Origin of the sequence: Frankia gtarii (genome assembly GCF_025403375.1) — a bacterium.
In the GTDB taxonomy this organism is placed as follows: Bacteria; Actinomycetota; Actinomycetes; order Frankiales; family Frankiaceae; genus Frankia; species Frankia gtarii.
In genome coordinates this window covers 13249-39921 of the sequence record NZ_JAMPTM010000002.1, presented here as the reverse complement: position 1 = coordinate 39921, position 26673 = coordinate 13249, and the positions used below count along the sequence as shown (strand labels likewise).

General features: G+C 70.7%; 21 protein-coding genes. 13 read left to right on the top strand and 8 right to left on the bottom strand.

The window, feature by feature from the left end:
- Nucleotides 1–325: 325 nt before the first annotated feature.
- Nucleotides 326–892 (bottom strand): TetR family transcriptional regulator, encoded by a 567-nt coding sequence (locus NBZ83_RS00700; protein WP_261566210.1) that lies wholly within the window; start codon nt 890–892, stop codon nt 326–328.
- Nucleotides 893–980: 88 nt separating this feature from the next.
- On the opposite strand from NBZ83_RS00700, the gene NBZ83_RS00695 reads away from it, so the two are divergent.
- The 8 genes from NBZ83_RS00695 to NBZ83_RS00660 all read left to right on the top strand — a co-directional run bounded on the left by NBZ83_RS00695 (nt 981) and on the right by NBZ83_RS00660 (nt 13665).
- The gene (locus NBZ83_RS00695) at nt 981–1892 is read left to right on the top strand and encodes an SDR family oxidoreductase (protein WP_261566211.1); all 912 of its coding nucleotides are present in this window, start codon (nt 981–983) and stop codon (nt 1890–1892) included.
- A gap of 392 nt (nt 1893–2284) precedes the next feature.
- Nucleotides 2285–3928 carry a sensor histidine kinase gene (locus NBZ83_RS00690; protein ID WP_261574128.1) on the top strand — a complete coding sequence of 548 codons (1644 nt, stop codon included), beginning with the start codon at nt 2285–2287 and terminating at the stop codon, nt 3926–3928.
- The gene (locus NBZ83_RS00685; protein WP_261566213.1) at nt 3898–4545 is read left to right on the top strand and encodes a response regulator; all 648 of its coding nucleotides are present in this window, start codon (nt 3898–3900) and stop codon (nt 4543–4545) included. The genes NBZ83_RS00690 and NBZ83_RS00685 overlap by 31 nt, the downstream gene beginning before the upstream one ends.
- A gap of 477 nt (nt 4546–5022) precedes the next feature.
- On the top strand, nt 5023–6267 hold the full coding sequence (locus tag NBZ83_RS00680; RefSeq protein ID WP_261566214.1) for a lipase family protein: 1245 nt from the start codon (nt 5023–5025) through the stop codon (nt 6265–6267).
- 701 nt (nt 6268–6968) lie between these two features.
- Nucleotides 6969–8687, top strand: a complete 1719-nt coding sequence (ctaD, locus tag NBZ83_RS00675) for an aa3-type cytochrome oxidase subunit I (RefSeq protein WP_261574127.1) — start codon at nt 6969–6971, stop codon at nt 8685–8687.
- A 307-nt stretch (nt 8688–8994) separates the two neighbouring features.
- Nucleotides 8995–9633 (top strand): TetR/AcrR family transcriptional regulator, encoded by a 639-nt coding sequence (locus NBZ83_RS00670; protein WP_261566216.1) that lies wholly within the window; start codon nt 8995–8997, stop codon nt 9631–9633.
- Nucleotides 9626–11827: a squalene--hopene cyclase gene (shc, locus tag NBZ83_RS00665; RefSeq protein WP_261574126.1), complete on the top strand. Its 2202-nt coding sequence runs from the start codon at nt 9626–9628 to the stop codon at nt 11825–11827. Before NBZ83_RS00670 ends, shc begins: the two co-directional genes overlap by 8 nt.
- 128 nt (nt 11828–11955) lie before the next feature.
- Nucleotides 11956–13665 (top strand): diguanylate cyclase domain-containing protein, encoded by a 1710-nt coding sequence (locus NBZ83_RS00660; protein WP_261574125.1) that lies wholly within the window; start codon nt 11956–11958, stop codon nt 13663–13665.
- On the opposite strand, the gene NBZ83_RS00655 is transcribed toward NBZ83_RS00660, so the two are convergent.
- From NBZ83_RS00655 to NBZ83_RS00635, 5 genes are all read right to left on the bottom strand, one after another.
- A complete protein-coding gene (locus NBZ83_RS00655) occupies nt 13599–14636 on the bottom strand; it encodes a hypothetical protein (RefSeq protein WP_261574124.1) in 1038 nt (345 codons plus the stop codon). The genes NBZ83_RS00660 and NBZ83_RS00655 overlap by 67 nt on opposite strands.
- Before the next feature lie 235 nt (nt 14637–14871).
- Nucleotides 14872–15519 carry an HD domain-containing protein gene (locus NBZ83_RS00650; protein WP_261566220.1) on the bottom strand — a complete coding sequence of 216 codons (648 nt, stop codon included), beginning with the start codon at nt 15517–15519 and terminating at the stop codon, nt 14872–14874.
- Nucleotides 15520–15661: 142 nt separating this feature from the next.
- Nucleotides 15662–16717, bottom strand: coding sequence for an alcohol dehydrogenase catalytic domain-containing protein (locus tag NBZ83_RS33180; protein WP_261566221.1), 1056 nt, complete (start codon nt 16715–16717; stop codon nt 15662–15664).
- Between the two features lie 321 nt (nt 16718–17038).
- Complete coding sequence (locus tag NBZ83_RS00640) at nt 17039–17797, bottom strand: class I SAM-dependent methyltransferase (protein ID WP_261566222.1); 759 nt, start codon at nt 17795–17797, stop codon at nt 17039–17041.
- Between the two features lie 79 nt (nt 17798–17876).
- Entirely contained in the window at nt 17877–18005 is a 129-nt protein-coding gene (locus NBZ83_RS00635; protein WP_261566223.1) for a hypothetical protein, read from the bottom strand.
- A gap of 25 nt (nt 18006–18030) precedes the next feature.
- Here NBZ83_RS00635 and NBZ83_RS00630 point away from each other — a divergent pair, with 25 nt between their 5' ends.
- Nucleotides 18031–18354: a hypothetical protein gene (locus tag NBZ83_RS00630; RefSeq protein ID WP_261566224.1), complete on the top strand. Its 324-nt coding sequence runs from the start codon at nt 18031–18033 to the stop codon at nt 18352–18354.
- A gap of 85 nt (nt 18355–18439) precedes the next feature.
- Here the strand turns inward: NBZ83_RS00630 and NBZ83_RS00625 are convergent, their stop codons facing one another.
- Entirely contained in the window at nt 18440–18997 is a 558-nt protein-coding gene (locus NBZ83_RS00625; RefSeq protein WP_261574123.1) for an AAA family ATPase, read from the bottom strand.
- 331 nt (nt 18998–19328) lie between these two features.
- Nucleotides 19329–19667, bottom strand: coding sequence for a zinc ribbon domain-containing protein (locus tag NBZ83_RS33175; RefSeq protein ID WP_261574122.1), 339 nt, complete (start codon nt 19665–19667; stop codon nt 19329–19331).
- Nucleotides 19668–20364: 697 nt separating this feature from the next.
- On the opposite strand from NBZ83_RS33175, the gene NBZ83_RS00610 reads away from it, so the two are divergent.
- The 4 genes from NBZ83_RS00610 (at nt 20365) to NBZ83_RS00595 (ending at nt 26645) form a co-directional block, all read left to right on the top strand.
- Nucleotides 20365–21564, top strand: a complete 1200-nt coding sequence (locus NBZ83_RS00610; protein WP_261566225.1) for an LLM class flavin-dependent oxidoreductase — start codon at nt 20365–20367, stop codon at nt 21562–21564.
- Nucleotides 21565–21812: 248 nt separating this feature from the next.
- The gene (locus tag NBZ83_RS00605) at nt 21813–23555 is read left to right on the top strand and encodes an ABC transporter ATP-binding protein (protein WP_264762683.1); all 1743 of its coding nucleotides are present in this window, start codon (nt 21813–21815) and stop codon (nt 23553–23555) included.
- A complete protein-coding gene (locus NBZ83_RS00600) occupies nt 23548–25521 on the top strand; it encodes an ABC transporter ATP-binding protein (RefSeq protein ID WP_261574120.1) in 1974 nt (657 codons plus the stop codon). Before NBZ83_RS00605 ends, NBZ83_RS00600 begins: the two co-directional genes overlap by 8 nt.
- Entirely contained in the window at nt 25518–26645 is a 1128-nt protein-coding gene (locus NBZ83_RS00595; protein WP_261574119.1) for an LLM class flavin-dependent oxidoreductase, read from the top strand. The genes NBZ83_RS00600 and NBZ83_RS00595 overlap by 4 nt, the downstream gene beginning before the upstream one ends.
- Nucleotides 26646–26673 lie beyond the last annotated feature (28 nt).

Here is a 26673-nt window from a genome sequence, read left to right as displayed (position 1 = left end):
ACAGCCGCATCCTCAGCTCTGTTCGGTACTGCGAGAAACTTCGAAAATCGGTGCCCACAGTCTAGAGGAACCCTCGATCATAGGCCAACCGAATTTTCCTTCCCAAGGTCCCGACTTGCTTTCTCGCAGGAATGTGGCGGCGATCCTTCCTCTGCCGAATGGCCACCCGTCGTCGGGATGGTGCCATGGCCTGGGCCGGCGGTCTGGACGGAGCGCAGGCGGTTCACTTCGCGCCGCGGCCGGGGCGCACACCGACGTCGGCGACATCCAGGGCCGCCGTCCACCGGGGTCTGGCCACGGCCCGTTCGGGATGCGTGGTTGTGAATCATCCGGTAGAGGCGATCTCCCGGAGCTGCGCCAGGGCATCCCTGGCGATCTGCTGGAACGCTGTCTGGTTCGGGTCGTCGACCCATTGCTCGAAGGCGACGTGCATGACGGTCGTGCCCGTGCGGGCAGCGAGGGCAGCGACGGTGTCACCAAATCTTCGTGCACGCAGGGCCCGTGCCATGGCGGCGGCCAGTGACGCAGCCTTGATCAGCTCGCGTTCCTGCAGCTCGCGACTGGAGGCGATGATCCGGTGCCGCGGACCGGCGAATTCGCGGACTTCTTCGAACCGGACGGCGGCGGCGTCCAGCGCCGCGCCGATCAGGCCGAGAGCCGAGGTCGACGCGGGGGCGGCCTCGATGGCGGCCACCATCTGCTGCTCAAGTAGCTCCGAACCCCAGAACAGGACCTCGCGCTTGTCCGTGAAATACCGGAAGAACGTTCGCTTCGTGAGCCCCGCGCGTTCCGCGATCTCCGCGACGGTTGTCTCCTCGTACCCGCGCTCGCCGTAGAGGGCCAGTGCCGCCTCCTGCAGCCGCGCTCGCGCGTCCGGCTGCCATCTGCCCATGCGACAAGACTAGCTGATGTCACCTGGTGTCATGACTGTGCTATGGTGATGTCACCAGGTGACATCACTTGTTTCGAGAGGGTTTCCCATGCGTGTTTTCGTGACTGGTGCGTCCGGACACATCGGCTCGGCGGTCGTGCCCGAGCTGCTGCAGGCTGGGCATCGGGTCGTGGGGCTGGCGCGTTCGGACAGCTCGGCCGAGGCGCTCGCGGCCGCCGGCGCCGAGGTCCGACGCGGCGACCTGGACGATCTCGACGGGCTGCGCGAGGCCGCCGGGGCGGCCGACGGCGTCATCCACCTCGCCTTCAAGCACGACCTGATGGGGGCCGGTGACTTCCCCGCCGCGATCGCCGCCGACTTCGCCGCCGTCGAGGCGCTCGCCTCGGCGCTCAAAGGGACGGACAAGCCGCTCGTCATCTCCTCCGGCACACTCATGCTCACCTTCGCGGGCATCTCCGGACGGCCGGGCACCGAGGCCGATTTCGCTCCCAGCGGTCCGCGGATCGACGCGGAAAACCTCGTGATCGGGCTCGCCGAACGTGGCGTGCGGTCGTCGGTCGTCCGGCTGCCTCCGATCGTGCACAGCTCACTCGATCACCACGGCTTCGCGCACATCCTGATCGGTATCGCCCGGCAGTCCGGCGTGTCGGGATACGTGGGCGACGGGGCCAACCGATGGCCTTCGGTGCACACGCTCGACGCGGCGCGGGTGTACCGGCTGGCCTTGGAAGGCGCCCCGGCCGGAAGCCGGCTACACGCGGTCGCGGACGAGGGCATCCCTTTCCGTGACATCGCGACCGCCATCGGACGGGGGGCTGGCGTGCCCGTGGCCAGCATCTCCGCATCCGACGCCGGCGAGCGCTTCTCCTTCCTCGGCGCATTCGTGGGGGTGGACAACCCGGCCTCCAGTGAGGTGACGCGGAAGGTGCTCGAGTGGGAACCGGTGCATCCGGGACTCATCGAGGACCTGGAGCACGGGCACTACTTCGGGCAAGGCTAAGCGGATCCGACGCCAGGCTCAGGCCCAGGCCATTGCGCTGTCCCCGGCCGACCGATTCGCATCGAAATGACGCAAGCGCCAGGCACCACCGATTTCACGCGACCCCCTCATGGAGAACCATGATTCTTCGTCCGTTCCAGGCGAGGTGCCAGTTGAGCGCATGCCGCAGCCTGCCAGGGCCGTTGGGAACCGTTGGGAGCCGTTGGGAGCCGTCCGCACGGATCGGTTGACCTGTTACCGTTCCTGGCATGGCGTCGCCCGGCGGGACAGCACCATCTCTTCCCGTGGTCGTTACGCACGGTGTTCTTCTCGCCGGATTACTCGTCGGGAACATCTGTCTGGCGCTGAGATACGGGACGTCGGGCCTGCCTGACGCCGCCTCCGAGATTGGCGTGGGTGTGTGGTTCGCCTGCGCCGGCCTGGCGATCTGGCGACTCCGGCCGCGTAGCCGGACCGGCGTCTGGACGCTGGCCCTCGGCTACCTGATTTTCATCGGAAATCCGCATGATTTCGCCCCGGCGCCAGCACTTCCCGGTCGCGCCTTCTTCACGGTGGTCGGCGCGGGAACGGTGATGTTCGCGTATGCGGTTCCCGCGCATATCCTGCTCGGGTACCCGTCCGGCCGGGTCACCGGGCGGGCGGAACGGGTAGTTGTCGCCGGCTGTTTCGTCCTCGCATCGGTAGGCGGTCCGCTGCTGCTGCTCACCCGCACCATCGACCATTCCACGTGCACCTTCCGGTGCTATGACAGCCCCGTCCAGGTCGTGGCCGACCGCCAGCTCTACCTCGGCCTCAAGACGGCGACGCTGGCGTGCTGGACACTGCTCGCGGTCGCCGCACTGTTCCTGCTGGTACGACGTGCCGCCCGCTCGACACCACGCCAGCAGCGAATCCTCGCGTTCGCCTTCGTGGCGTTCGGCGTGACCATCCTGCTGTTCGCCGGATTCGAGATCGCCACTGCGGTCACGGGGGCGGGATCCGGCCCGGAGGGGTTCTTCTACTACGGCAGTACCTGGGCGGCAGCCTTTGCACTGGTGGTTCCTTTCTGCGTCGGGCTGCTCGAGGAGAGGCTTGCCTTCGCCGCGGTCGGAACTCTCGTCGGCCAGCTCGAGCAGGTGCCCGCCAGCGGCCTGGAAGCCGCGCTTGCCCGCGCTCTGCGAGATCCGGGCCTGCGCATGGTGTTCCCGACCGCCGACGGGCTCGTCGACATCTCCGGCGCACCCTACGCACCTGCGCCGGGCAGGACCCCAGCGGTGACCAAGCTGGGTAGCCCACCGCTGGCCGTCGTGATCCACGATCCGGCCCTGACCGAGCACCAGGAACTGTTCGACGCCGCGGCCAGCGCCGCCCGACTTGCCCTGGAGAACGCCCACCTGCAAGCGGAGATACGCGGCCAGCTCGCCGAGGTCCGGGCCTCCCGCCAGCGCATCGCGGCAGCCACGGACGCCGAACGGCGCCGTCTTGAACGGGACCTGCACGACGGCGCCCAGCAACGCCTGCTCGGCATCGGGCTGGCGCTCGGGGCACTGCGCGGCCAGCTGCTCTCCACCACCGGACACGAGCTGATGGACGAGCTCGACCAGGAGCTGCACGCCGCCATCCGCGAACTGCGCGACCTGGCCCAGGGGATCCGCCCGGCCATTCTCACCGACCAGGGCCTCGTCCCCGCACTCGCCATGCTCGCCCGACGGGCGAGCATGGGCGTCACGACCGACCTCCACATCCCCGGACGCCTCGACCCCGTCATCGAGGCAACCGCCTATTACATCGTCAGCGAGGCGTTGCAGAACGTTGCCAAACACGCCGGCCACGCCGACACCCGGGTGTCCGCCGTCCACGAGGCGGGCCGGCTCATCGTCGACGTCCGCGACGACGGGCCTGGTGGGGCGAGCCTGGAAGCCGGAACCGGGTTACGGGGCCTGGTCGACCGCGTCGACACCGTCGGCGGAATCCTCACGATCACATCGCCCGCCGGCGCGGGCACCCAGCTGCGAGCGGAGCTGCCATGCGCGTCATCGTCGTCGACGACTCCGTGATCATCCGGGAGGGGCTGCGCCGGCTGCTTGACCTCGACGGCCACGTCGTCGCATCCCTTCTCGCCCACCCCGACGACCTGGCCGGCGCGGTCACGGCCGAGGCACCCGACGCCGTCATCCTCGACATCCGCATGCCGCCCACCTACACCGACGAAGGACTGGTGACCGCGATATCACTGCGCCGGACCCGGCCGGACCTCGCCATCCTGCTCCTGTCGCAGTACGCGGTACCCGAATACGCCACCCGCCTCCTCGAAGGCGGCGCCCGAGGAACCGGCTACCTCCTCAAGGAACGCATCCTGTACCCGCAGCAGCTCAGTCAGGCCCTGCACCGGTTGGCCGACGGCGGCACCGTGATCGATCCGGATGTGGTGGGCGAGCTGCTCGCGGCCACCCAGCGCGCCGATCCCCTCGACCGCCTCACCGGCCGCGAACGCGACGTCCTCCAGCTCATGGCCGAAGGGCTCTCCGACCGGGGCATCGCCGAACGCCTCTATCTCTCGGTGAACACCGTCGGCACCCATATCCGCGGCATCTTCCAGAAGCTCGGTCTGCCCTCCGGCGCGGTCGACAACCGCCGGGTCCTGGCAGTACTCGCCTATCTTCAGCACCGCTAAAGCAGTCCCACGTCCCCAGGGCCGGGAGCGGGCACCGGGCCGGATCACTACTTTTCATGAGGCGAACCACGACAACCGGGGATGCGCGCCACCCCCATGGATTCTACGGTAGACGGGTCTCCATTCAGGCGAGGGTGAATGTCCCGTTCCTCGTCTGGGAAAGCCCTGTCCCGGGACAGGGTGGAGTTCTTCCCTCCCGTTTCGACGGCCGGTCGGGACGTTTTCCGTGTTCGCCCGAGCTCAGGAGAAGAGATGTCCGCTGGCGACCGACGACCTGATCGGTGCCCGATGAGCGGGCCGGGCGGCGACCCCCATCACGGAACACCTCCAACCGCAGAAGATCCTGGAATCGGTGTGCGGATATCCGACAAGGACAGGGCGACCGCAGGCGGTGTTCATCGGAACGGACCCGCCGAGGGCCTCACGAAAGACCGGCCGGGCGGCACTCGCCCCGGACGGGGGGCGTACCCGGGGGGTATGCCCCCCGTCCGGTCGGCGATCATCGCCGTCGCCGTGGTCCTGGGACTGACGGTCGCGGCATGTGGTGGATCCACCGTCGGCGTTCCCGGCCGCGGGTCCGGTGCAGCGGAGGCGACCGGCCGCTACACCGGGCCCGTGGCCGCGCCGGCGGGGGACGCGTTCTACCTCCCCCCGCACGTGCTACCGGCCGGGCATCCCGGCGACATCCTGTGGTCGCGCCGGGTCCCGCCCGCCGGGCCGCTCTCGGGCCTCGACATCGAACTGCACCAGGTGCTCTACCTGTCCACTGACGCATCAGGTCGGCCGGACGCGGTATCCGGGATCGTCATGTTGCCGGCGCGGGCCGCCCGGGCCAACGCGCCGGTGATCGGATATGCCACCGGAACGCATGGCCTCGGCGACGCATGCGCCCCGTCGAAATCGCTCGCCGCCGGCACCGACGCCTGGATCGACGACTTCGCGCTGGCCGCGGGCAAGGGCTGGGTCATGGCGGCGACCGACTACGAGGGATCAGGCACCCCCGGGACACCGACGTACAGCGTCGGGCGTTCCGAGGGCCACGCCGTCATCGACGCGGTCCGCGCCGCGCAGAGACTTTCCGACGCCGGTCTCGCCCACGATCCCAAGGTCGCCTACTGGGGCTACTCCCAGGGCGGCGGCGGCGCGGCCTGGGCCGGCGAGCTCACCCGGACCTACGCACCGGAGCTACGGACAGTGGCGGTGGTCGCCGGCGGGGTACCCGCGGATCTGATCAGGGTCAGCGAGACGGTGGACGGAGCCGCCTGGGCGGGTGTGGTCTTCATGACGGCCCTCGGACTCGATGCGGCCTATCCGGAGCTGCGATTGAACGACCATGTCGTCTTGTCGGCCCGGGCCGACCTCGACCGGCTGCGGACGCTCTGCCTGAAAGAGGCCCTCCCCCCCTTCGCCGGAAAGCACATCCGCGACATCCTGACCGTCGACCTGCTGCACGTACCCCAGTGGCGGGCCCGGCTGACCGAGAACTCCCTGGGCCGGACGCCGCCGGCCGTGCCCGTCTTCCTTTACCATGGCCGCAAGGACACCGTCGTCGCCTTCGATCAGGCCGAGACACTCGCCCACACCTACTGCACCGCCGGTGTGGACGTGACATGGCGGCCCTACAACGACGACGACCACGACGCGGCGTCGTACCGGGTCATGGATGCGACGGCTTACCTCACCGACCGTTTCGCCGGCCGGCCCGCCACGTCCACCTGCTGACCGCAGCGGTCAGCCCTTCCAAAAAACATCGTTCTCACGGGCGCACGCCTTTCTGGACCCTGCCGAACTCCCCACCGCGTGATATGTTGGAAACGCAGGGCTTGACGCAAACAGATCTACATCACTCCACGGGGCACGGCCGCGCCACGATCGGCTGCCCCGTCACCGCGATGACCGCGATCCGTGTGTGTCCGCCGACGGCGCGCGGATCTGGCGGGAATTCACCTCCACCGGCTTCCAGCTGAGGCTTTACCCGAAGGTCTCGGCCACCTCGACGAGTAATACGCGGAGCTCGGGAAGACCCACCGGGATGCCGGGCGCGATTCCCCTGCCGCTCAGCCTGATGGTCAGGGCAACCTTCGCTGTGGCGGCGACCCCGGCCGAGAAAGTGATTCGCCCAATGGTGGACTGCCTGGAGCAGGACGTTCTGCGCCTGGTCCGGGTGCCAGAGTGCCCCCGAATTCGGGACGTCAGGCCGGGCCGCGACAACCGGTGCGCGGATACCTTGACCAGTGTCGGCAGGTACCTCGGCCGGTACGCGAGCCGCGCGGCGCGGGGCGCGGGGCCGTCTATCCGCCGGGCCCGTCCCCGCCGACGGCGACGACACATTCATTGTGGGCTGCCTGGCGGCGGTCGTGACACCCGACGCCGGGACCACGCACACCACCGCCCGGCAGCGGCAACACCATCGGGAGCGGAATGTGACACTTGTGCACGATACGCCGGCCGGGCGCACGGACCCGCCGGTGGACGAGGCCCCGCCCAGGGTTTTGAAATCCCTGTTGCAGTACCTGCGGACGACGTCGCACAAGGACATCGCGCTGCTGTACTTCATCACCTCGCTCATATTCTTCGCGTTCGCCGGAGTCCTGGCGATGCTCATGCGGGCCGAGCTCACCCGGCCGGGCCTGCAGTACGTCTCCAACGAGCAGTACAACCAGCTGTTCACGATGCACGGCACGCTGATGCTGCTGATGTTCGCGACGCCGATCGCGTTCGCGTTCGCGAACTACCTGGTCCCGCTGCAGATCGGCGCGCCTGACGTAGCCTTTCCACGGCTGAACGCGTTGTCGTTCTGGTTCTGGCTGTTCGGCAGCCTGACGGTCACCGCGGGCTTCCTCACGCCGAACGGTGCCGCCTCCTTCGGCTGGTTCGCCTATGCGCCGCTGTCGAACGCCGCCTACTCTCCGGGCGTCGGCAGTGACCTGTGGGTGGTGGGCCTGACCGTCTCCGGTCTTGGCACCATTCTGGGCGCGGTCAACTTCATCACGACAATCCTCTGCCTGCGGGCGCCCGGCATGACGATGTTCCGGCTGCCGATCTTCTGCTGGAACCTGCTGGTGACCTCGATCCTGGTGCTGATCGCCTTCCCGGTGCTCGCGGCCGCGCTGCTCGCCCTGGAGTACGATCGCCGATTTGGCGCGCACATCTTCGACGCGAGCAACGGCGGCGCCATCCTCTGGCAACACCTGTTCTGGTTCTTCGGGCATCCCGAGGTGTACATCATCGCCCTGCCCTTCTTCGGGATGATCACGGAGATCATCCCGGTGTTCTCCCGCAAGCCGTTGTTCGGTTACAAGGGACTGGTCTACGCGACCATCGGCATCGGGGCGCTGGCGATCGCCGTGTGGGCACACCACATGTACGTCACCGGCGCGGCGCTGCTGCCGTTCTTCGCCTTCCTGACGTTTCTCATCGCGATTCCCACCGGGGTCAAGTTCTTCAACTGGATCGGCACGATGTGGCGCGGGCAGATCAGCTTCGAGGCACCGATGCTGTTTGCCGTCGGCTTCCTGGTGACGTTCCTGTTCGGTGGTCTTACCGGTGTCCTGCTGGCCAGCCCGCCGATCGACTTCCACGTCTCGGACAGCTACTTCGTCGTCGGCCACTTCCACTACGTCGTCGCCGGCCTACTGTTCGCCGGCTTCGGCGGGGTGTACTTCTGGTTCCCGAAGGTCACCGGCCGGATGATGAACGAGCGGCTCGCGAAGATTCACTTCTGGACGATGTTCGTCGGCTTCCACGCGACCTTCCTGGTGGATCACTGGCTCGGTGTCAGGGGCATGCCGCGCCGATACGCTGACTACAGCCCGGCAGACGGCTTCACCACGCTGAACACCATCGCCACCGTTGGCAGCTTCATACTCGCGCTGTCGACCCTGCCGTTCCTCTACAACCTGTGGGCGTCGTACCGGAAGGGTCCGATCGTCACGGTGGACGACCCGTGGGGCTATGGAAACTCGCTGGAATGGGCGACGTCCTGCCCACCACCGCGGCACAACTTCCGGACGCTGCCGCGGATCCGTTCCGAGCGGCCCGCCTTCGACCTGCACTACCCGGAGATCAGCGGCCTCGTCGACTACCACGCGACGCCGGAGCTCGGCGACGCGCACACGCACCCCGCAAAGCTCAAGGAATAAGAACGCGACTCACGTGGGCACGTGAACCGCCCCGGGTTCCAGGAACCCGGGGCGGTTCTGGCGTTCTCTGCCGGCTCGGCGACGCGGGCGGCGATGCCAGCGTGGCGAGCACGGAACCGCGTCGCGTCGCGTCGCGTCCAGACTCCAGCGCTGACGATCATGGTGTTCCCACGGAACCGCGCCACCAGCTTGCCACCACGTGGTTGCTGTCACATGGACGCAGTAGGCACGCTTTGCCATGTGGCAGTTCGTGCCATATATTCCGAGATGTCGGTTTGGGGCAGGGAGAATCAGCGGGCGGTCACGGGTGTCGGAGCAGCAGGCCGAGAGCTTGCGGGAACGCAAGAAGCGCCGAACGCGGCAGTCGATCATCGACGTGGCGCATGCCCTCTTCCATGACAACGACTACGACACGACCACCGTCGAGGCGATCGCGGCCGGCGCCGAGGTGTCCGTCCGCACCTTCTTCCGCTACTTCGCGAACAAGGAAGAGGTGGCCCTCGCGCCGCTGGACGAGATGGGTGAGCTCACCCTGGCGGCCCTGCGCCGGCGTCCCGCCGACGAGCCACCGCTCACCGCCCTGCGCGCCGCGGCCCTCGACGCCTGGACGATCATGTCCCCGGACGGGGAGTCGCTGCGCCATTACACCGATCATCTGCTGCCGATCGGCCGCGCCTCCGCGCTCGCCGGGGCGGTACAGAACCGGATCGTCGCCCTGGCCGACCGGTTCGCCCTGGAGTTCGTCGAGGGCGACGACGCCGGCAGCCCACAGCCACGCACGGACCTCCATGCCTCGCTGGCCGCGTTCGCGTTCCTCGCCGCCGTGCAGGTCGCCGTCCGCGCCTGGTGCGCCTCGGACAGCAACGATCCCGCGGACCTTGTCGCCACCGCCCTGATCTGCCTGGACAGCCTCGTCGTCGAAAGGAACTCCGCACACCGTGCCTGACCTCGAGCTTTGCGATGTCGACCTCGCGGATGGCACCCAGCACGCCCCGGACTCCGGGCGCACTGCCACCCTGCCCCAGCAAGCGCCCACCGACGCGACCACGACCACCGCCACGACCACTGCCACGACCACCGCCACCGCCACGACCACGTCGGCCGCCGACGAGTCCGACGCCGGGCTGCGGGAGACGGTCCGGCGGGCCGCCGAACATCTGCTCTGCCTGCAGGACTCCCACGGATGGTGGAAGTTCGACCTGGAGACCAACCCGACGATGGATGCCGAGGACCTCCTGCTGCGGGAGTTCCTCGGCATCCGCACCGCCGAGCAGACCGAGGCCACTGCGAAGCACATTCGCTCCCGGCGCCTCGACGACGGTTCCTGGCCGACTTTCTTCGGCGGTCCCGGAGAGCTGTCCACCACGGTCGAGTGCTACATCGCCCTACGGCTCGCTGGTGACTCACCCGACGACGCCCAGATGCGGCGCAGCGCCGCGTGGATCCGCGAGCGCGGCGGCATCCCGGCGACCAGGGTGTTCACCCGGATCTGGCTGGCGCTGTTCGGCTGGTGGCGGTGGGAGGAGCTGCCGGTCCTGCCGCCCGAGATCATGTTCCTGCCGCCCCGGGCACCGCTGAACATCTACTCGTTCGCCTCCTGGGCCCGCCAGACCATCGTCCCCCTGACGGTCGTCTCGGCGATGCGCCCCCAGCGGTCGGCGCCGTGCGACCTCGACGAGCTGCGCGCCGACGGGGTTCCCGCTGTCCCCGGCGCCGGCCCGCGGGGGCTGCGCGGCGCGCTGCGGCTCCTGGGCGGCGACCGGCCGAGCGCGGCAAAGTCGTTCTTCCGCTGGCTCGACGCGGCGCTGCACCGCTACCACCGCCACCCGATCGGGCCGCTGCGCCGCCACGCCCTGCGCACCGCGGAACGCTGGATCATCGCCCGGCAGGAGGCGGATGGCTGCTTCGGCGGGATCCAACCGCCCGCCGTCTACTCGATCATCGCGCTGCGCCTGCTCGGCTACGACCTCGATCATCCGGTTCTCGCCGCCGCGCTGCGCTCGCTCGACGCCTACACCCTGCACCGCGACGACGGCTCCCGCATGGTCGAGGCCTGCCAGTCACCGATCTGGGACACGGCGCTGGCCGTCCTCGCCCTGGCCGACGCCGGGCTCGACGCCGAACTCGACGCGCCGTCCCCGCTGCCCACCCAGCGCCGCGCCGCCGACGCCGCCCCGGCGCAGCCCGCGCCGGTTCCGACGGCGCTGGGACTCGCCGCCGACTGGCTGCTCGGCCAGGAGGTCACCCACCGCGGGGGCGACTGGGCCGTCATCCACCCGACGGTCGCGCCGAGCGGATGGGCTTTCGAGTTCGAAAACGACACCTACCCCGACACCGACGACACCGCCGAAGTCGTCCTGGCGCTGCACCGGCTGCACCGCCTCAAGCGGCTGAGCCCCACGGCGGACGAGGCGGTCAAGGCCGCCGTCGAGCGGTCGACGACCTGGCTGTTCGCCCTGCAGTCCCGCGACGGCGGCTGGGGAGCGTACGACTCCGACAACGCCAGCACCCTCGTCTACCAGATTCCGTTCGCGGACTTCGGTGCCCTCACCGACCCGTCGTCCGCCGACGTCACCGCGCATGTCGTCGAACTGCTCTGCGAGTCCGGACGGATCCGCGACCCGCGCACCCTGCGCGGTGTCGACTGGCTGCTGCGCAACCAGGAGACCGACGGATCCTGGTACGGCCGGTGGGGCGTCAACTACGTCTACGGCACCGGCTCGGTGCTGCCCGCGCTGCAGGCCGCGGGGCTCCCGCCGACCCATCCGGCCATGCGGGCGGGCGCGCGGTGGCTGCTGTCACGGCAGAACCCCGACGGCGGCTGGGGCGAGGACATCCGCTCCTACTCCGACCCGGCCTGGTCCGGCCGCGGGACCTCCACGCCCTCGCAGACGGCGTGGGCGATGCTCGGCCTGCTCGCCACCGACCACGCCGACACCGACGCCCACGCCGACGCCCTCGCCGGCGCGGCCCGCTGGCTCGCCGAGCGGCAGCGCCCCGACGGCAGCTGGGACGAGGAGCTGTTCACCGGCACCGGCTTCCCGGGCTTCTTCTACCTCAACTACCACGGCTACCGGCTGCTGTGGCCCGTCATGGCGCTCGGCCGCTACCTGCGCACCCGCCAGGATCCGTCGAGCTGACCCGGATCGGCGGTCGGCCATCTCCGGATCCCACCAGGATATCACTGAATGCACGCAACTGGTTACAGTCAGACGCTCCGGGTACGACGAAAGTCTGACAGCAGTTGCTGGTAGGTGGGTGAGCAGTCATGTCCGAGGATGCCCGGCCCGATCTCATCGAGATCCTGAACATCGCGGTTCTCGAGGCGACCGTGCGCAATCACCGCATCCGCCGGGCCAACCCGGCCGCCTGCGCCCTGTTCGGCCGGCCCGAGGCCGACGTCGTCGGCCTCGACTGGGAGGAGGTCACCGCCCCGGACGACCGTGAACGCCTGCACGCCCAGATTCGCCTGCGCATGGCGAGCGGACGGCGCCGGGAACGGATGATGGTCCGCCTGCTGCAGCCGGACGGCAACCTGCGCCACGCCCTGGCCACCATCGTGCTGCGCACCGATCCGGACGGCGAGGAGTTCTTCGTCGTCCATCTCGAGGACGTGTCCGAGGAGATCGCCGCCCAGGATCGGCTGCGGCTCATCGTGGAGAACACGCCGGTGTCGATGTTCCTGGTCGACCGCAACGGGCGGGTCCTCGTCAGCGAGGGGACCGTCGTCCCGGAGGCCGCCGCCGGGCTGCGGGAGGCCCGCGCTTCGTCGATCTTCACGGCGTTCGCCCACGTGCCCCAGGCGATGTCGATCATGCGGCGGGCACTCGACGGGCAGCGCGTCCACCAGGTCATCGAGGCGTTCGGCCGCCACCTCGACGTGCATCTCGTGCCCATCCCCGGCCCCGGCGGCCAGGTGGCCTCCGTCGCCTCGGTGGCCAGCGACGTCACCGACCTGCACCTCGCGTTGGCGAGCCTGCGGGCCCGGTCCGCCGAGCAGGCGGTCGTCGCCGAGCTGGGGCGCCGCGCCCTGGAGACGCGCGACCCGGCCGAGCTGTGGGAACGAGCGGTCACGGCGCTGGCGGACCATCTCGGCGCCGACCTGGTGCGGGCCTACGGTCTCGACGCGGACGGGGAGCGGGTCCACCTGCTCGCCCGCGAGGATCGGCGCGAACCGGAGGTCCCGACCGGGACGCAGCGGGATCCGCCGCGATCCTCCGCCGGCTGGGTGACGGTGCCGGTCGGCCGCCCCGATCGACCGCTGGCGGTGGTCGAACTGCACAGGGCGCCGCTGGGCGGCCAGGAGCACGAGTTCGTCCATGCGGTCACCGCGGTGCTCGGTTCGGCCGCCCTGCGCTTCGAGATGGAAGGCGAGATCCGCCACCGGTCGCTGCATGACGGGCTCACCGGCCTGCCGAACCGCACCGCACTGCTCGACCACCTCGGCCGGGCACTGCACCGAGCCGGCCACGACGGACGGCGGGTCGGGGTGCTCTTCGTCGACCTCGACGGCTTCAAAGCGGTCAACGACACCCTCGGCCACCAGGCCGGCGACGACCTGCTCCGCACCACCGCCGCCCGGCTGTCCCACGCCGTGCGGCCCGGTGACGTGGCGGGACGCCTCGCCGGCGACGAGTTCGCCGTCCTGTGCGAGGACGTCGAGGGCACCGCCGACCTCGAAGCGATCGCGGACCGGGTGGTGAGCGCGCTCGCGGCACCGGTCCCGCTGCTCGACCGTCCCATCACGCTGACCGGCAGCGTCGGGCTGGCCCTGTCCAACCCGGACCTCGCCGACGCCGAGACCCTGCTGAACGCCGCCGACATCGCCATGTACACGGCGAAGCGCAACGGTCCCGGCCAGCGCCTGGCCTATGACACCGGGATGCCGACCCCGGTCACGGCGAACGCGCGTCAGAAGTTGACGCGTGACCAGCTGAAGACGTCCGGGGCCGACGGGTCGATGCTGAGTTTGAGATAGTCGTTCGCCTGGCCGCTGCCGTCGACGACGATCCGCGTCACGTTCGGGACCTCGAGGTCCTTCGGTGCCAGCGGATGGATGCCGTAGAGCGGATCCGTGCGGGTGAACGGATGGTCGACCCGGAAGACGTGCGAGTCGCCTTCAAGGAGGAGCACCGGCTTGCCGAAGTGGCCGGCAAGGGTGCCGATCCGCTTCACGATGGCGTCGTAGCCGGTCAGGCTGTCCCCGCCCGCGGCCAGCGCGCTGGTGTCCCACATGTCCGCCTGCAGGAGCAGCGCGACGCCGGGCGCGCCGGTCTGCCGGGCGGTGTTGAACGCCGTGTTGATCCACGACAGCGTGGCATCGAGCCGGGTCGAGTACTCGTTCTGCTGGTCCGCCGACAGCGGGGTCACGCCGAACCAGGGGCCGAGGTCATTGTTGCTGCCAGGGATGTTCAGGGTCGAGAACACCACGCCGGACTGAGTCCACATGGTGTTCTCGACGAAGGCGGCGTACGCCGGGTCCGAAGCCTGGGTGATCACCGGCTTCGCGTTCACCCCGAGTGTCCGGCCGGGCACCGGGAAGAAGAGCCGACGTAGCGCGGCGAGACGTTCCGTGGGAACGTAACCGCCGTTGTTCGCACGGTGGCAGTCAGTCCACTCGTTGTCGCCCGGCGTGTAGACGAGCGGATCCTGGAACTGATCGAAATCTGCCTTGATCGTCGCGAAGTAGGAGTCCGAGCAGAGGCTGCTGCCATTCTTGATGTCGCCGAGATGCGTGACGAGAGACACGTCAGGATCAGCGTTGATCTTGGCGATGTCCGCCGGGAACGCGGCGATCTTCTCCGCACCATAAGGGATGTCACCGATGACGGCGATCGTCGACGGGGCACCGCCGGCGCTGGTCGGGGGCTTCGCACTGGCCGACATCGACGTCGTCACGGTGAGGGCGCCCGCCGCGACAATGGTTAAAGCGATCCTGCGGTAACGCAACGGTTGGGCTCCTTCACGAAAAAGGGCGGCGCGGTTCACGCTTCGGGGTCGGGTCATCTCGAGGCGATCGCCCCGCTGTCCTTCTTCCGAGCCTCGGCAAGCTATCGAGCCAGCCGGAACGTCCACGGAATTACGGGTTAACGTCTCCGCACATGCAGCGAAACGCGGCGCGCGGCGACCGAAGACTGCCCGGTCCGCGGCGCCGGCATCGGGCCGCGGGGTGCCATCACCGGCGTTATTCGGGCCACGGGGAGTCGAGGATGGCGTCGACGAAGTCGCGGCGGCGGAAGCCGGGCAGGTAGTGGGCGAGGACGTCCGCCTTGACGTTGCCGAAGGTGGTGTCCGGCCGGGGCGCGATGCCGTCGGTGAAGGCCCGCAGGATGCGGCGTTTGAAGTCCGGGCGGGGGTGCAGCCTGGTGATCGCGTCCCGGTCGGCGTCGCTGATGTCGTGGTAGCCGATCCCGAGCACGTCGTACTCCACCCCGGCGGTGAGCAGGGCGACCTCGGGCTCCATGAACTCCGGGATGCCGGCAGTGGTGTGCAGGGCGATGGCCGTCCACACCCGCCGGACGCTGTCCTCGGGCATCCCGTGCCCGTGCAGGAAGCGGCGTGCCTCGTCGGCGCTGTCCACCTCGAAGCGCCGGCCGCTGCGGCGGAACCGCTCATCGAGGCCGAGATCGTGGAACATCGCCGCGACGTAGAGCAGCTCGGGGTCGAAGCTCAGCCCGCGCCGGCGTCCCTGCAGGCCGGCGAAGCAGTAGACCCGCCGCGAGTGATGGTAGATCAGGTCGTCGGTCACGTCGCACACCAACTCGGTGGCCTGCGCGGCCAGGCTCGTGTCGGGTACCGGGACGCCGGCGAGCGGCATCGTGCTGCTGGTCATGGTGACTCCCCCCGTCGATGGCGCAACCGTCGTCGGTCGACCATCGTGGAGGTACCCGGGACTACGGCCGCGGGAACGGCCAGGGACGCGGCCGACGACCGCCGGGGCATGAGCGGCGTCGGCCTCTCCCCGCGTTGCCGGGTCAGGAGGTCGCGTCCGCCATGACGATGACGGCGCGGCCGAAGATCTTGCCGGCTTCGAGATCGTCGAACGCCTGCAGGCCGTCGTCGAAGCTGTAACGGCTGAGGTCGGCGGTGATCCGGCCGGTGCGGGCCAGCGCCACCAGGTCGTGAAGATCCTGGTGGTTCCCGCTGTAGGGGCGGGTGAGCGACGCGCCCCACGGCAGGGAGACCGACGTCTGCGAGGTCTCGAACGCGAAGACCCCGTCGCTGAGCCCCGGCACCCGGACGGCGCCGTAGGGCGCGACGACGGCGCCCGACAGCGCGAGGGTCTGATTGTTGCCGACCAGATCCAGGACGACCTCGGCGCCGTAACCACCGGTGACCGCCAGGACCTTCGCGGCGACCTCGGGATCGTCGGAGCGCAGCGTGTGGTCGACCTTCCCCTGGACGGCGGCGAGGGAGGCGTCCCTGATGTCCAGGGCGATGATCTGCGCCGCGGTGAGTTCCCGGAGGAGCTCGACCGCGAACTGCCCGAGGCCGCCGATCCCGATGACCACCGCGGTGGAACCGGGGCGGAGCAGGTCCAGGGTGGCTCTGATGGAGTGGTAGGGCACGAGGCCCGCGTCGGCGAGCACGGCGGCGAAGGCGGGGTCGAGACCGTCGGCCGGGACCAGCGCGGAAGCATTCACGGCGACGTAGTCAGCCATTCCGCCGTTCACGGAGACCCCCGGCGTCGGGGCGGGATAAAGTCGGTTCCCGGTGTTGCGGCAGGCGTTCTCCTGGCCGGCGACGCACATCCGGCACACGCCGCAGGACCAGACCGGGTGCACGATCACCTGGGAGCCCGGGGAGAAATGCGGGTGGCCGTCGGCGATGTCGACGATCTCACCGGCGATCTCGTGGCCCAGGATCGTCCCGGCAGGAATCATCTGTTCAACCGAGCCGCGGATGTGGATGTCGGTCTGACACACCCCGGCGGCCGTGACCTTGACGAGCGCCTGACCAGCACCGATGACGGGTTTCGGGACCTCCACCCGGCGAACGTCCCGCACCCCGGCAAACTGTATTGCGCGCACGCGCTTCTCCCTGATGTATTTCGGCCGCTCTTTCCGACCGACCGTATGGACGCCGGAGAAAACGAACCGATAAACCGATTCTGGGCAGTCAGGACGACTGTACCGCCTTTGCCGTGTCGCCCGCGACCGGGAGGTCGACGTTCGAGCGGCTCGGTTTCCCTCGAATACACCGGTCGTGATCCTGCTCGCATCGCGGTGACCTCCTCGTCCTGGATGGACACCGCGACCACCCGCGGCATTCCCGGGGAGCCCGCCCGGCCTCGACGGGGCGGGACGGGGCGGGACGGGGCGCGCGTCCCCCCGACGCCTCCTCACCCGCGGCTACGTGCCGGTGCGTGCCGCGGTGATCACCACGGCGGCGTAGCGCATTGTGAAGGCACCGCCCACCGCGTCGACGGCGGCACCGAGGCCTGCCAGCAGGTGCGCGAGGGTGGCCGGCGGGAACCGGCTGTGGCCGCCGAAGGTGGGAACCTGGTCCAGCCACTCGTCCCGGGTGTAGGACTGCTCCCGGTCGAACCGCCACTGCTCCGGGTCACCGAACGCGCCAGACCGGCGGATCCCATCGGCGGCCCTGGTGAACAACGTCGAGTACCCGTCCAGGCCGGGCATCGCCCGGCGGTAGGGCGACGCGTCGAGCAGCACTCGACGGTAGACCGCGCGGAAGGCCTCCGCCAGGCCAGCCGGCGGCTGGCCCACGTTCCAGAACACGGCCAGCCGGCCGCCGGGCTGCAGGACCTGCGCCGCCCTGCTCGCTCCCCCGACCGGATCCACCCAGTGCCACGTCTGCCCCGCGATGACCGCGTCGAATGCGCGGCCGGCGGGGTCCCAGGTCTCGAACGCCGCCACCTCGGCCTCGACCCCGCTTCGCCGCGCCCACTCGGCCATCCGCGCGTCGACGTCGACCCCGAGCACCCGGCAGCCCGCGTCGTGGAACTGCCGGCTGGCGATGCCGGTCCCGCAGCCGACGTCAAGGACGTCGAGGCCAGGGCTGGCGGCGACGATCCGGTCCACCATGACCTCGGGGTAGCGGGGGCGGGCCCGGTCGTAGCGTTGCGGGTCCGCGCCGAACGACTCCGCCATCTGCCGTTGTCGGTGCGGCTGCTGCTCGAAGGACGCGCTGACCCCGGCGGAGGAAGGAACGATGCCGACCGGGGTCGCCCTACGCGACGTGCGCGAGCAGCTTTTCGATGCCGCCGAGCGCATCCTGCTGCGCGACGGTCCGAACGCTCTGACCAGCCGGGCGGTCACCACCGAGGCGGGCTGCGCCAAGGGCGTCCTGCACCGGCACCGTCGCCGACAATCTCACGGGCGCGTTGACGGACCTGTTCGGCTCGGTCGCGCCGGCGATCATCGGCCTCGTCACCGCACGCGACGAGCTGCGCGCCACCCTGCGCCGGACCGGAACGACCGGCGTCCCCGTCCTGGCGGAGGCCACCGCGATGGTCTCCGCCTACCTCGCCGCCGAACACGATCTCCACCGCATCGCACCGGAGGCCGACACCGACACGCTCGCGCTCATGCTGATCGGCGGCGGCCACCTGCTCTTCGCCGGCCGGGACGGCACTGCCCCGGGCGCTGACACCATCCACAAGGTTGTGAGCACGGCCATCGCCGACGTCACCCGATTCGATCGATGACGAGGCCGATCGGTGACGAGGCCGATCGGTGACGAGGCCGATCGGTGACGAGGCCGATCGGTGCGATTGCCGATGGACGTTGGTGTCAGTTCTGCGGATGGGAGGACAGGCGCTGGAGGATAAACGCGGCGCGGGAGTCGAGGTCGGTCCTGGGCAGGCTGATCAGCTGGTAGCCGTGGCGGGTGTAGGCCTCGACCATTGCGTCATGGGTGCGGACGGCCTCGTCGAAGTCCTGGGTGCGTTCGCGGTCATGGGTGAAGATCTCGGGCCAGGGCGGCGCCAGAAAGACTCGATGGTGATAGCGGAACTTCTCCGCGGCGGCGGTCACATGTGCCGGAATCGGCCGGCCGAGTAGCAGATGGTAGCCGACCACGTCGGGTACGCCCCGGTCGAAGAAGACCGGCCCTGCCTGCCGGGTGGCCTGGTGGTGTGAGCTCATCTCCCACGACAGGATGATCTCCGCGAACAGCAGGGAGTCCGCCTGGTGGCGGGCGTTGCCACCGACGGCGATCTGATCGCGGAGAATCTGCCTGCCGGCCTCGGGTACGCAGGGGAACCCTCGGCGCTGGAGCTCGCCGATGAGGGTGGTCTTGCCGGCTCCGGGGCCGCCGGTGATGACGACGAACTCGTCGGGTGTGCTCACGGTGCTCGGATCTCCTTTCGCGGGTGCATACGACGACGGCGGATCCCCTGGTGTGATGCATGGGGAACCGCCGCAGCAGAGGATGGATCTGGCCGGGTCGGCGCGATGGCGCCTTTGCCGCCCAAGGCAGCGGCCGGGCGGTCGGAATGTCGGACGTGACCACGGCGCTGCGGTGTTCGCAGGCGGCGTCGGTCAGCCGGTCGAACTCCTCGGCGGCATCGTGGCCGGCAGGCAGCATACCGATGTCATCAACGATGATCAGGTTTCAGAAGCGTATCCGGAAGACCGGCCGTTGTCGCGGTCGAGCTGGTACGGCTCGCTGGCCGGGGATTCACCCGGGTCGGGGCCGGGACGGGTTGACGGCCGCGTTCTCGTCCGCGTCCGCGACATGCCCACACCGCACACAGACGAACGCGGCCCACGTGGGCCGGTTCTCCCTCGCCACATGCCCACAGGCCGCGCAGCACTGGGAGATGCGGCGGGCGTCAACCTCGACGACGACCCGCCCGACGCTGGCCGCCCTGGCACGCAACACCCCTCTACGACGGGGAGTGCTCCGGGTGAGCCTCGACGAACAGGTGAACACGCTCCGATCCGGTCCCAACGCGACGACCGGCCAGTCGCACGCGGCGCACCGCTCGCGGATGAGCACGTCAAGGCGGGTCCGCACCGGTCCGGATTCCCCTGACGCCTGAAGGCGCACAGTCCCCTCCGGAGGTCTTTGATGGTCGCCGCCCACCTCGCCGCTGACGCCGTCCACAAGGTCATGACCTCGATGATCGCCGGCGTCATCCGACCCGATCGATGACGAATCCCGATCGGTGCGATCGCGGATAGGCGTTGGACAGCCCAACAATTTCCCATCATCCTGACAAACATGTCAGGGAATCTGGGTGGGACCGTCGGCGGGCTGGTTCCAGCGCGCGGCCGCCACCCGGCGCGCGCGACCGCCCCGGCGCGGATACTGACCCGTCGGCGATTCGTCGATTTCGGGATCCTCGCCTCCGCCTGCTGTCGACCCTGCTGATCGGGCCCTCCGTCGCCCCTGCCGGTCCCGCCGTCCCGGCCCGCCCGCCGACCCCGTCGCGGCTTGGCCGACCAGCCCCGCACGTCAACTGCACCGTCGACCTCAGCCGCCCCGCACATCAGGGCGGTGTCTGACCCTGCGCCTGGCGCCAGGGTGCAGGCCGGGGCCGGTCGGCCCCCCCGAAGCACCGCCGCCCTGACCGGGCGAGCGCACCGAGCCACGGCGAACCCGACTCCGAGTCAGACCCGATGCTCCCTGCGGCGCGACAGCGCCACGATCCCGCCCGAGACGGCCTCCCGCGTGCCCGGATAGCGATCAGACGTTCGAAAGGACTGGCGCAATGACCAATGCCACCGCGATCCCCGAGACCGCGTCCCCGCAGGTCGAGTTCATCAGCCTGTCGCACCTCAACCCGTCGACCGAGCTCAACCCGGTGCCCAGCCGCGGCATCGACCTGCCGTACTTCAAGAAGTACGTGCGTGCCCTCGAGGAATCGGGCTACGACTACACCCTGCTGCCCTACGGCTCCAACAGCGCCGACTCGTTCGTCCTCGCCTCCGCCGTCGGCCAGCTGACCGAGCGCCTGCGCCCCATCGTCGCGCTACGGCCGAACACCACGTTCCCGCTGGTGGCGGCGCAGAAGCTCGCGACCCTCGACCAGCTCACCGAGGGCCGCGCCGTCGTCCACATCATTTCCGGGGGTAACGACGCCGAGCAGGCCCGCCAGGGCGACTACCTACCGAAGGACCGCCGCTACGCGCGCACGTCGGAGTTCATCGACCTGCTGCGCCGCGCCTGGACCGAGACCAGCCCATTCAGCCACGAGGGCGAGTTCTACAAGTTCGACGAGTTCGGCCCCGGCTTCGCGCCGTACGGCAGCACCATCCCGATCTCGATCGGCGGGCAGTCCGACGCCGCGTTCGGCGTCGGCGGCGCCAAGGCGGACATCTTCAGCTTCTGGGGCGAGCCACTGGCCGACCTGCGCAAGGAGATCGACCGGGTCAACGCCATCGCCGCCGCGGCCGGCCGCACCGACCGCCCGCGCATCTGGGTGACCTTCCGCCCGATCATCGCCCGGACGGACGAGCTGGCCTGGCGCAAGGCGTTCGACTACGCCGCCCGGATCGAGCAGACCTTCAACGCCGGCCCGGCGCGGGCCTTCCTCAAGGGCGCCCCGCAGAACGTCGGCTCGCAGCGTGCCCTCGCGTTCGCCGAGAAGTCCGAGGTCTACGACCGTGCGCTGTGGACCCGCACCGCGGCCGCGACCGGCGGGCTGGGTGCGTCGACCGCGCTCGTGGGCAGCCCGGAGACGGTCGCCGCCGCGATCCTCGACTACGTCGACCAGGGCGCGAGCCTGGTGTCGATCCGCGGCTACGACACCCTCGCGGACGCCGTCGACTACGGCCGCCACGTCCTGCCGCTGGTCCGCCAGGAGATCGCGCACCGGGCGGCCACCGGGCAGCGCGGCGCCCTCCAGGACACCCATCCCGGCGCCCTCGCCCCCGGTTTCGACGCCGCCGCGCTCGCCGGCGTCCGCTGACGGCAACCCGCACGACGACAGCAACCCGCACGACGACGGCAACCCGCACGACGACAGCGACGGCAACGGACGGGCGACGGCGATGACGGCGATGGGAGTGGACGGACGATGACGGCGGCGGTGGCGGCCGTCCGCGGGCAGGTCGACCGCCACCGCGGCCCGGCACGGGACCGCGGGTGACGCGGGGACCCGACGCGCGGGAGCGGGTCCGAAGCGGGGACGGGACCTTCTGGGTGGGGCTGCGCACGATGCTGGACGGCTCGTTCGCCCATCCGAAGGCGGCCCTGGTCGGCGCCGTCACCGGCGTCGTCAACGGCATCACGATGGTCCTGTCCGCGGCCGCGATCGGCTGGGCCACGGACCATCTGATCGTCCCCGCCCTCGCCGGCGGCCACGTCGGCCGCGCCACCTGGTGGATCGCCGCGGGCGCGATCCTCGGCGTGTCCACCCTGCGTTGGATGACGATCCTGGTCCGGGGCGTCGCCACCGGCCACGTCCAGTACGGCTCGCAGGCCCGCATCCGCCGTGCCGTCGTCCGCCGTTACCTCGAGCTCGACCTGTCGTGGCATCGCCGGCACGCGCCCGGCCGGCTGCTGTCGACCGCCGTGTCCGACGTGGACGCCCTGTGGTCCCCGATGGTCGTCTGGTATTTCGCGCTCGGCATGGTCGTCATGCTCGTCGCCGCGATCGGCCAGATGTTCCGCCACGACCTGGCGCTCGGGCTCGTCGGCGTCGCCCTCATCGGGTCCGTCCTCGGCCTGAACCTGCTCTACCAGCGCCTGCTCGCCGCCCGCGCGCAGGCCGTGCAGGACAGCCGCGGCGAGTTCGCCGCCCTCGCCCTGGAGAGCATCGAGGGCGCCCAGGTCGTGCGGACCCTGGGCATCGCCGACCGCGAACGCGCCCGCGTCGGGGCCGCCGCGGACCGGCTGCGCCGCGCCACCACCTCGATGGGTGACATCAGCTCGCTGTTCGACCCGATCCTGGAGCTGCTGCCGACCGGCGCGATCCTCGCCGTCCTCGCCGTCGGATCTCGCCGCGTCGAAAGCGGCGACCTCAGCGTCGGCGTGCTCGTCGAGGTCGTCTACCTGCTGCTCACCATCTCCATCCCGCTCGTCGTCATCAGCCGCTTCCTCGGCATGCTGCCTCTGTCGGCGGCCGGCCGGTCGCGGATCGCCGCCGTCCTCGGCTCCGCCGAGACCACCGCCTACGGGACGCGTGCCCTGGCCGGCACGGGCCCGCTGGGGCTGGCCGCGCGCGGCGTCGGGCATGTCCAGGGCGGGCGGCACCTGCTCGCGGACATCGATCTGGAAGTCCGGCCCGGCGAGATCGTCGCGCTGGTGGGTGCCACCGGCGCGGGCAAGTCCACCCTGCTGGACCTGCTCGGTCGCCAGGTCGACCCGGCCGAGGGCGTCGTCGAGATCGGCGGGATCGGCGCCCCCGACCTGGCCCGTGGGGAGATCCGCGCGCATCTCGCCGTGGTGTCGCAGACCCCGTGGATGGCCGGCGGCAGCATCCGCGCGAACCTCCACCTCGACGGCCACCCCCGCGAGCGGCGCCCCTATACCGACGCCGAGCTCTGGCGGGCGCTGGGCGCAGCCGGGGCCGACACGCTGGTGCGCGACCTGCCGGACGGGCTGGACACGCGGGTCGGCGAGCGCGGCACCCGGCTGTCCGGCGGGCAGCGTCAGCGCCTGTGCCTGGCCCGCGCCCTGCTGCGCGCACCGCGCGCCATCCTGCTCGACGACGCCACCTCCGCCCTCGACCCGGCGGTGGAACGCGAGGTGCTCGCCGCCGTGGCGGACCTGCGCGGACACACCACCGTGCTCATCGTCGGCGGACGTCCCAGCTCGGTGCTGGTCGCCGACCGGGTCGCGTTCCTGCACGCGGGCCGGCTCGTCGCCGTGGGGACCCACACCGAGCTGCTCGACACCGAACCCGACTACCGGCGGATCCTGCAGGCGTATGCAACGGCGGACGCGATCCATGGCTGACCGCGGCCGCGATGGCCAGGAGCTCACGGGCCGAGAGTTCGCCGGCCAGGAGCTCGACAGCCAGGAGTTCGCCGGCCAAGGGCTCGCCGGCCAAGGGCTCGCCGAGCTGGGCTCGGTCGGGGCGCGCGAGCTCGCCCGCCTGATCCGGTCGACCACCCCGGCAGTGACGGCGGGCCTGCCGCTGACCCTCCTGCTGGCGTTCGTCGCCGGCGCCGGCCGCATCGTGACCGCGCTGACCGTCCAGTACGCCCTCGACCACGGCCTGCTCACCCCGCACCGCGGCACCGCAGACGTCGTCCTGCACGCCGTGCTCGTAGGCGCCGCGGCCACCGTCGCGGCGGTGCTCGCCTCCTGGTGGCTCAACCGGCGGCTCTACCGCCGCACGGAGGCCGCCCTCGCCGAACTACGCACGGGCGGTATCGCCCGCATCCACGAGATCGCCCCCGAGACGTTCGCGGGGCTCACCGGCGCCGACCTCGTCACCCGCCTCACCAGCGATCCCGAAGCGGTCACAACCTTCGTGCAGAACGGCGGCGTCCTGCTGCTCGTCAACGTCACCCAGATGGTCATCGCCGGCGTCCTCGTGGCGCTCTACTCCTGGCAGCTCGCGCTGCCCGTGCTGGGCCTGGCGGCGGTGCTGTTCGTCGGCATGCGCCGCCTGCAGACGCTGGTCGCCCGTCGTTACGCCGCCGTACGCGAGAGCGTCTCAGCCCTGCAGTCCACCGTCGGCGAGGCCGTCACCGGCATCGGGGTCATCCGCTCGACAGGCACCGAGAAACGGACCCGGGTCGGCGTCGACCGGGCCGTCGAGGGCACGGCGGCGGCCCAGCGCCACACCCTCGTGCCGCTGAACACCAATGCCGCCCTCGGCGAGATCGCCATCTCGGTCATGACCGCGTTCGTGGTCGTCGCCGGGGTCCGCTGGTCGACCGCGCACACCCGGTGGGAGCCGACGCTGCACCTGTCGGCCGGCGAGCTGGTCGCGATGCTCCTGCTCGTCAGCTTCTTCGTCCGCCCCCTGCAGGCCCTCGTGCAGATGCTCGGGGAGATCCAGAACGCCGTCGTGGGGTGGCGCCGCGCGCTGGAGATCCTCGCGACGCCGTCGGGCGTGGTCGACGGCGCCAACGCGCGCGAGCTGCCCGCCGGACCGATCGCGGTCGAGCTGCACGACGTCGCCGCCGCCTACGGAGCGGGCCCGCTCGTCGTGGAGCACCTGACCGTCGCCATCTCCCCCGGCGAACATGTCGCCGTGGTCGGCGAGACCGGCTCCGGCAAGAGCACCCTCGCCAAGCTGCTCACCCGCCAGATCTCGGCGCGCGGCGGCCGCGTCCTGCTCGGCGGCATCCCCGTCGGCCGGGTGTCGGAGGCGTCGTTCCAGCGCCGCGTCGCGATCGTCCCGCAGGACCCGTTCCTGTTCGATGCCACGATCGCCGAGAACATCGTCGTCGGAGTGCGCGGCGACAGCGACGTGCGCAGCGACAGCGACGTGCACAGCGACAGCGACGTGCTCGACGAGATCGTCTCCTCGCTCGGCCTGCACCCGTGGCTCGACACGCTGCCGGACGGCCTCGACACCCGCGTCGGGGTCCGGGGCGAGCGCCTGTCGGCCGGCGAACGCCAGCTTGTCGCCCTCGCCCGCACCGCGCTGCTCGACCCCGACCTGCTCGTGCTCGACGAGGCGACCAGTGGCGTCGATCCCGCCACCGACGTCCGGGTCCAGCGCGCGCTCGCCGTGCTCACCGTCGGGCGCACCACCGTCTCCATCGCCCACCGCATGGTGACGGCCGAGCACGCCGACCGCGTCCTCGTCCTCGACCGCGGGCACCTGGTCCAGAGCGGACGCCACGCCGACCTCGTCCGGGTTCCCGGCCGCTACGCCGAGCTGCACGCCGCCTGGGTCGAGCACACCTCCCCAGGCGACGCACCCCGCGCGGCCTTCCCCCGTCAGAAGGAGAGCACCTCGTGACATCCCCCGCGATCGACACCGCCGCCCCAGCCGGCGCCGCGACCCCGAACACCGGCGCCGCGACCAGCGCCGTGGAGACGCATACGCCACGCCGGCTCCGGCTCGGCTTCAACGCGCGGATCGCCTTCCCGACCGGGCAGGCGGGCGCCGCGCTGCGCGACGGCATCGAGCTGTTCCGCGTCGCCGAGCAGCTCGGCTACGACGCCGGCTGGGTCTACCAGCGCCACTTCGACAACTACCTCGCCTCGCCGATGGTGTTCCACGCGGCCGTCGCGCAGCACACCGAACGCATCGGCCTCGGCACGGCCATCATCGGCATGCGCTACGAGGACCCGGTGCTGCTGGCCGAGGCCGCCGGCACGGCCGACCTGCTCAGCGCCGGGCGGTTGCAGCTCGGCCTCGGGACCGGCCAGGGCGGCTTCGACGCCGTCTTCGGCCAGACGCCGAACGACGGGCGCGCCCAGTCCCAGGACCGGCTCGCGGCGTTCCTGCGCGCCGTCCGCGGCGAGCGGGTCGGCGAGATCACCGACGCCGAGGGGCTGCTCCCCGCGGGCACCGAACTGTTCGTCCGGCCGACGAGCCCCACGCTGCCCGAACGGATCTGGTACGGCGGCGGCTCGGTCGCCTCCGCCGAACGGGTCGGCCGGCAGGGCCTGCGGCTGCTGCTGAGCACCATCCTCAGCGGGCAGATCGACGACTACGGCGCGGAGCTCGCCCGGGCCATCGAGGCCTATCGCGGTGCTCACCCCGGCACGTCGCCGTCGCGGGTCGCCGTCGCGCGCTCCGTGCTGCCCGCCACCTCGCCGGAGCTCGCCCGCGTCTACGCGGCCTACGACGCCGAGCGGCGCACCCAGGGGCCCGCCGCCTCCCGCCCGGCCGGGGCGCTGGCACCCGTCGCGGCCCCCACCTCCCGGTTCACGATAAGCCCCGTGCACCACGGCGACCCCGCCGCCGTCGTCGACGAGCTGCTCGCCGACCCGAGCGTCCCGCTCGCCGACGAACTCATCGCGTTCCTACCGCCCGCGTTCGGGCTGCGGGAGAACCTGCGGCTGCTCGAGGACCTCGCCGAAACCGTCGCCCCCCACCTCGGCTGGACCCCGGCCACCCAGGCCACCGCCGGCTGATCATCAGCCTCGGGGCTGGCAGCCGGCC

Bases quoted from the DNA above. Each gene is read 5' to 3' on its own strand.
- NBZ83_RS00700 (WP_261566210.1), bottom strand. From the start codon at position 892: ATGGGCAGATGGCAGCCGGACGCGCGAGCGCGGCTGCAGGAGGCGGCA.
- NBZ83_RS00685 (WP_261566213.1), top strand. From the start codon at position 3,898: ATGCGCGTCATCGTCGTCGACGACTCCGTGATCATCCGGGAGGGGCTG.
- NBZ83_RS00695 (WP_261566211.1), top strand. From the start codon at position 981: ATGCGTGTTTTCGTGACTGGTGCGTCCGGACACATCGGCTCGGCGGTC.
- NBZ83_RS00640 (WP_261566222.1), bottom strand. From the start codon at position 17,797: ATGGCGGAGTCGTTCGGCGCGGACCCGCAACGCTACGACCGGGCCCGC.
- NBZ83_RS00660 (WP_261574125.1), top strand. From the start codon at position 11,956: ATGTCCGAGGATGCCCGGCCCGATCTCATCGAGATCCTGAACATCGCG.
- NBZ83_RS00680 (WP_261566214.1), top strand. From the start codon at position 5,023: ATGCCCCCCGTCCGGTCGGCGATCATCGCCGTCGCCGTGGTCCTGGGA.
- NBZ83_RS00610 (WP_261566225.1), top strand. From the start codon at position 20,365: ATGACCAATGCCACCGCGATCCCCGAGACCGCGTCCCCGCAGGTCGAG.
- NBZ83_RS00600 (WP_261574120.1), top strand. From the start codon at position 23,548: ATGGCTGACCGCGGCCGCGATGGCCAGGAGCTCACGGGCCGAGAGTTC.
- NBZ83_RS00650 (WP_261566220.1), bottom strand. From the start codon at position 15,519: ATGACCAGCAGCACGATGCCGCTCGCCGGCGTCCCGGTACCCGACACG.
- NBZ83_RS00605 (WP_264762683.1), top strand. From the start codon at position 21,813: ATGCTGGACGGCTCGTTCGCCCATCCGAAGGCGGCCCTGGTCGGCGCC.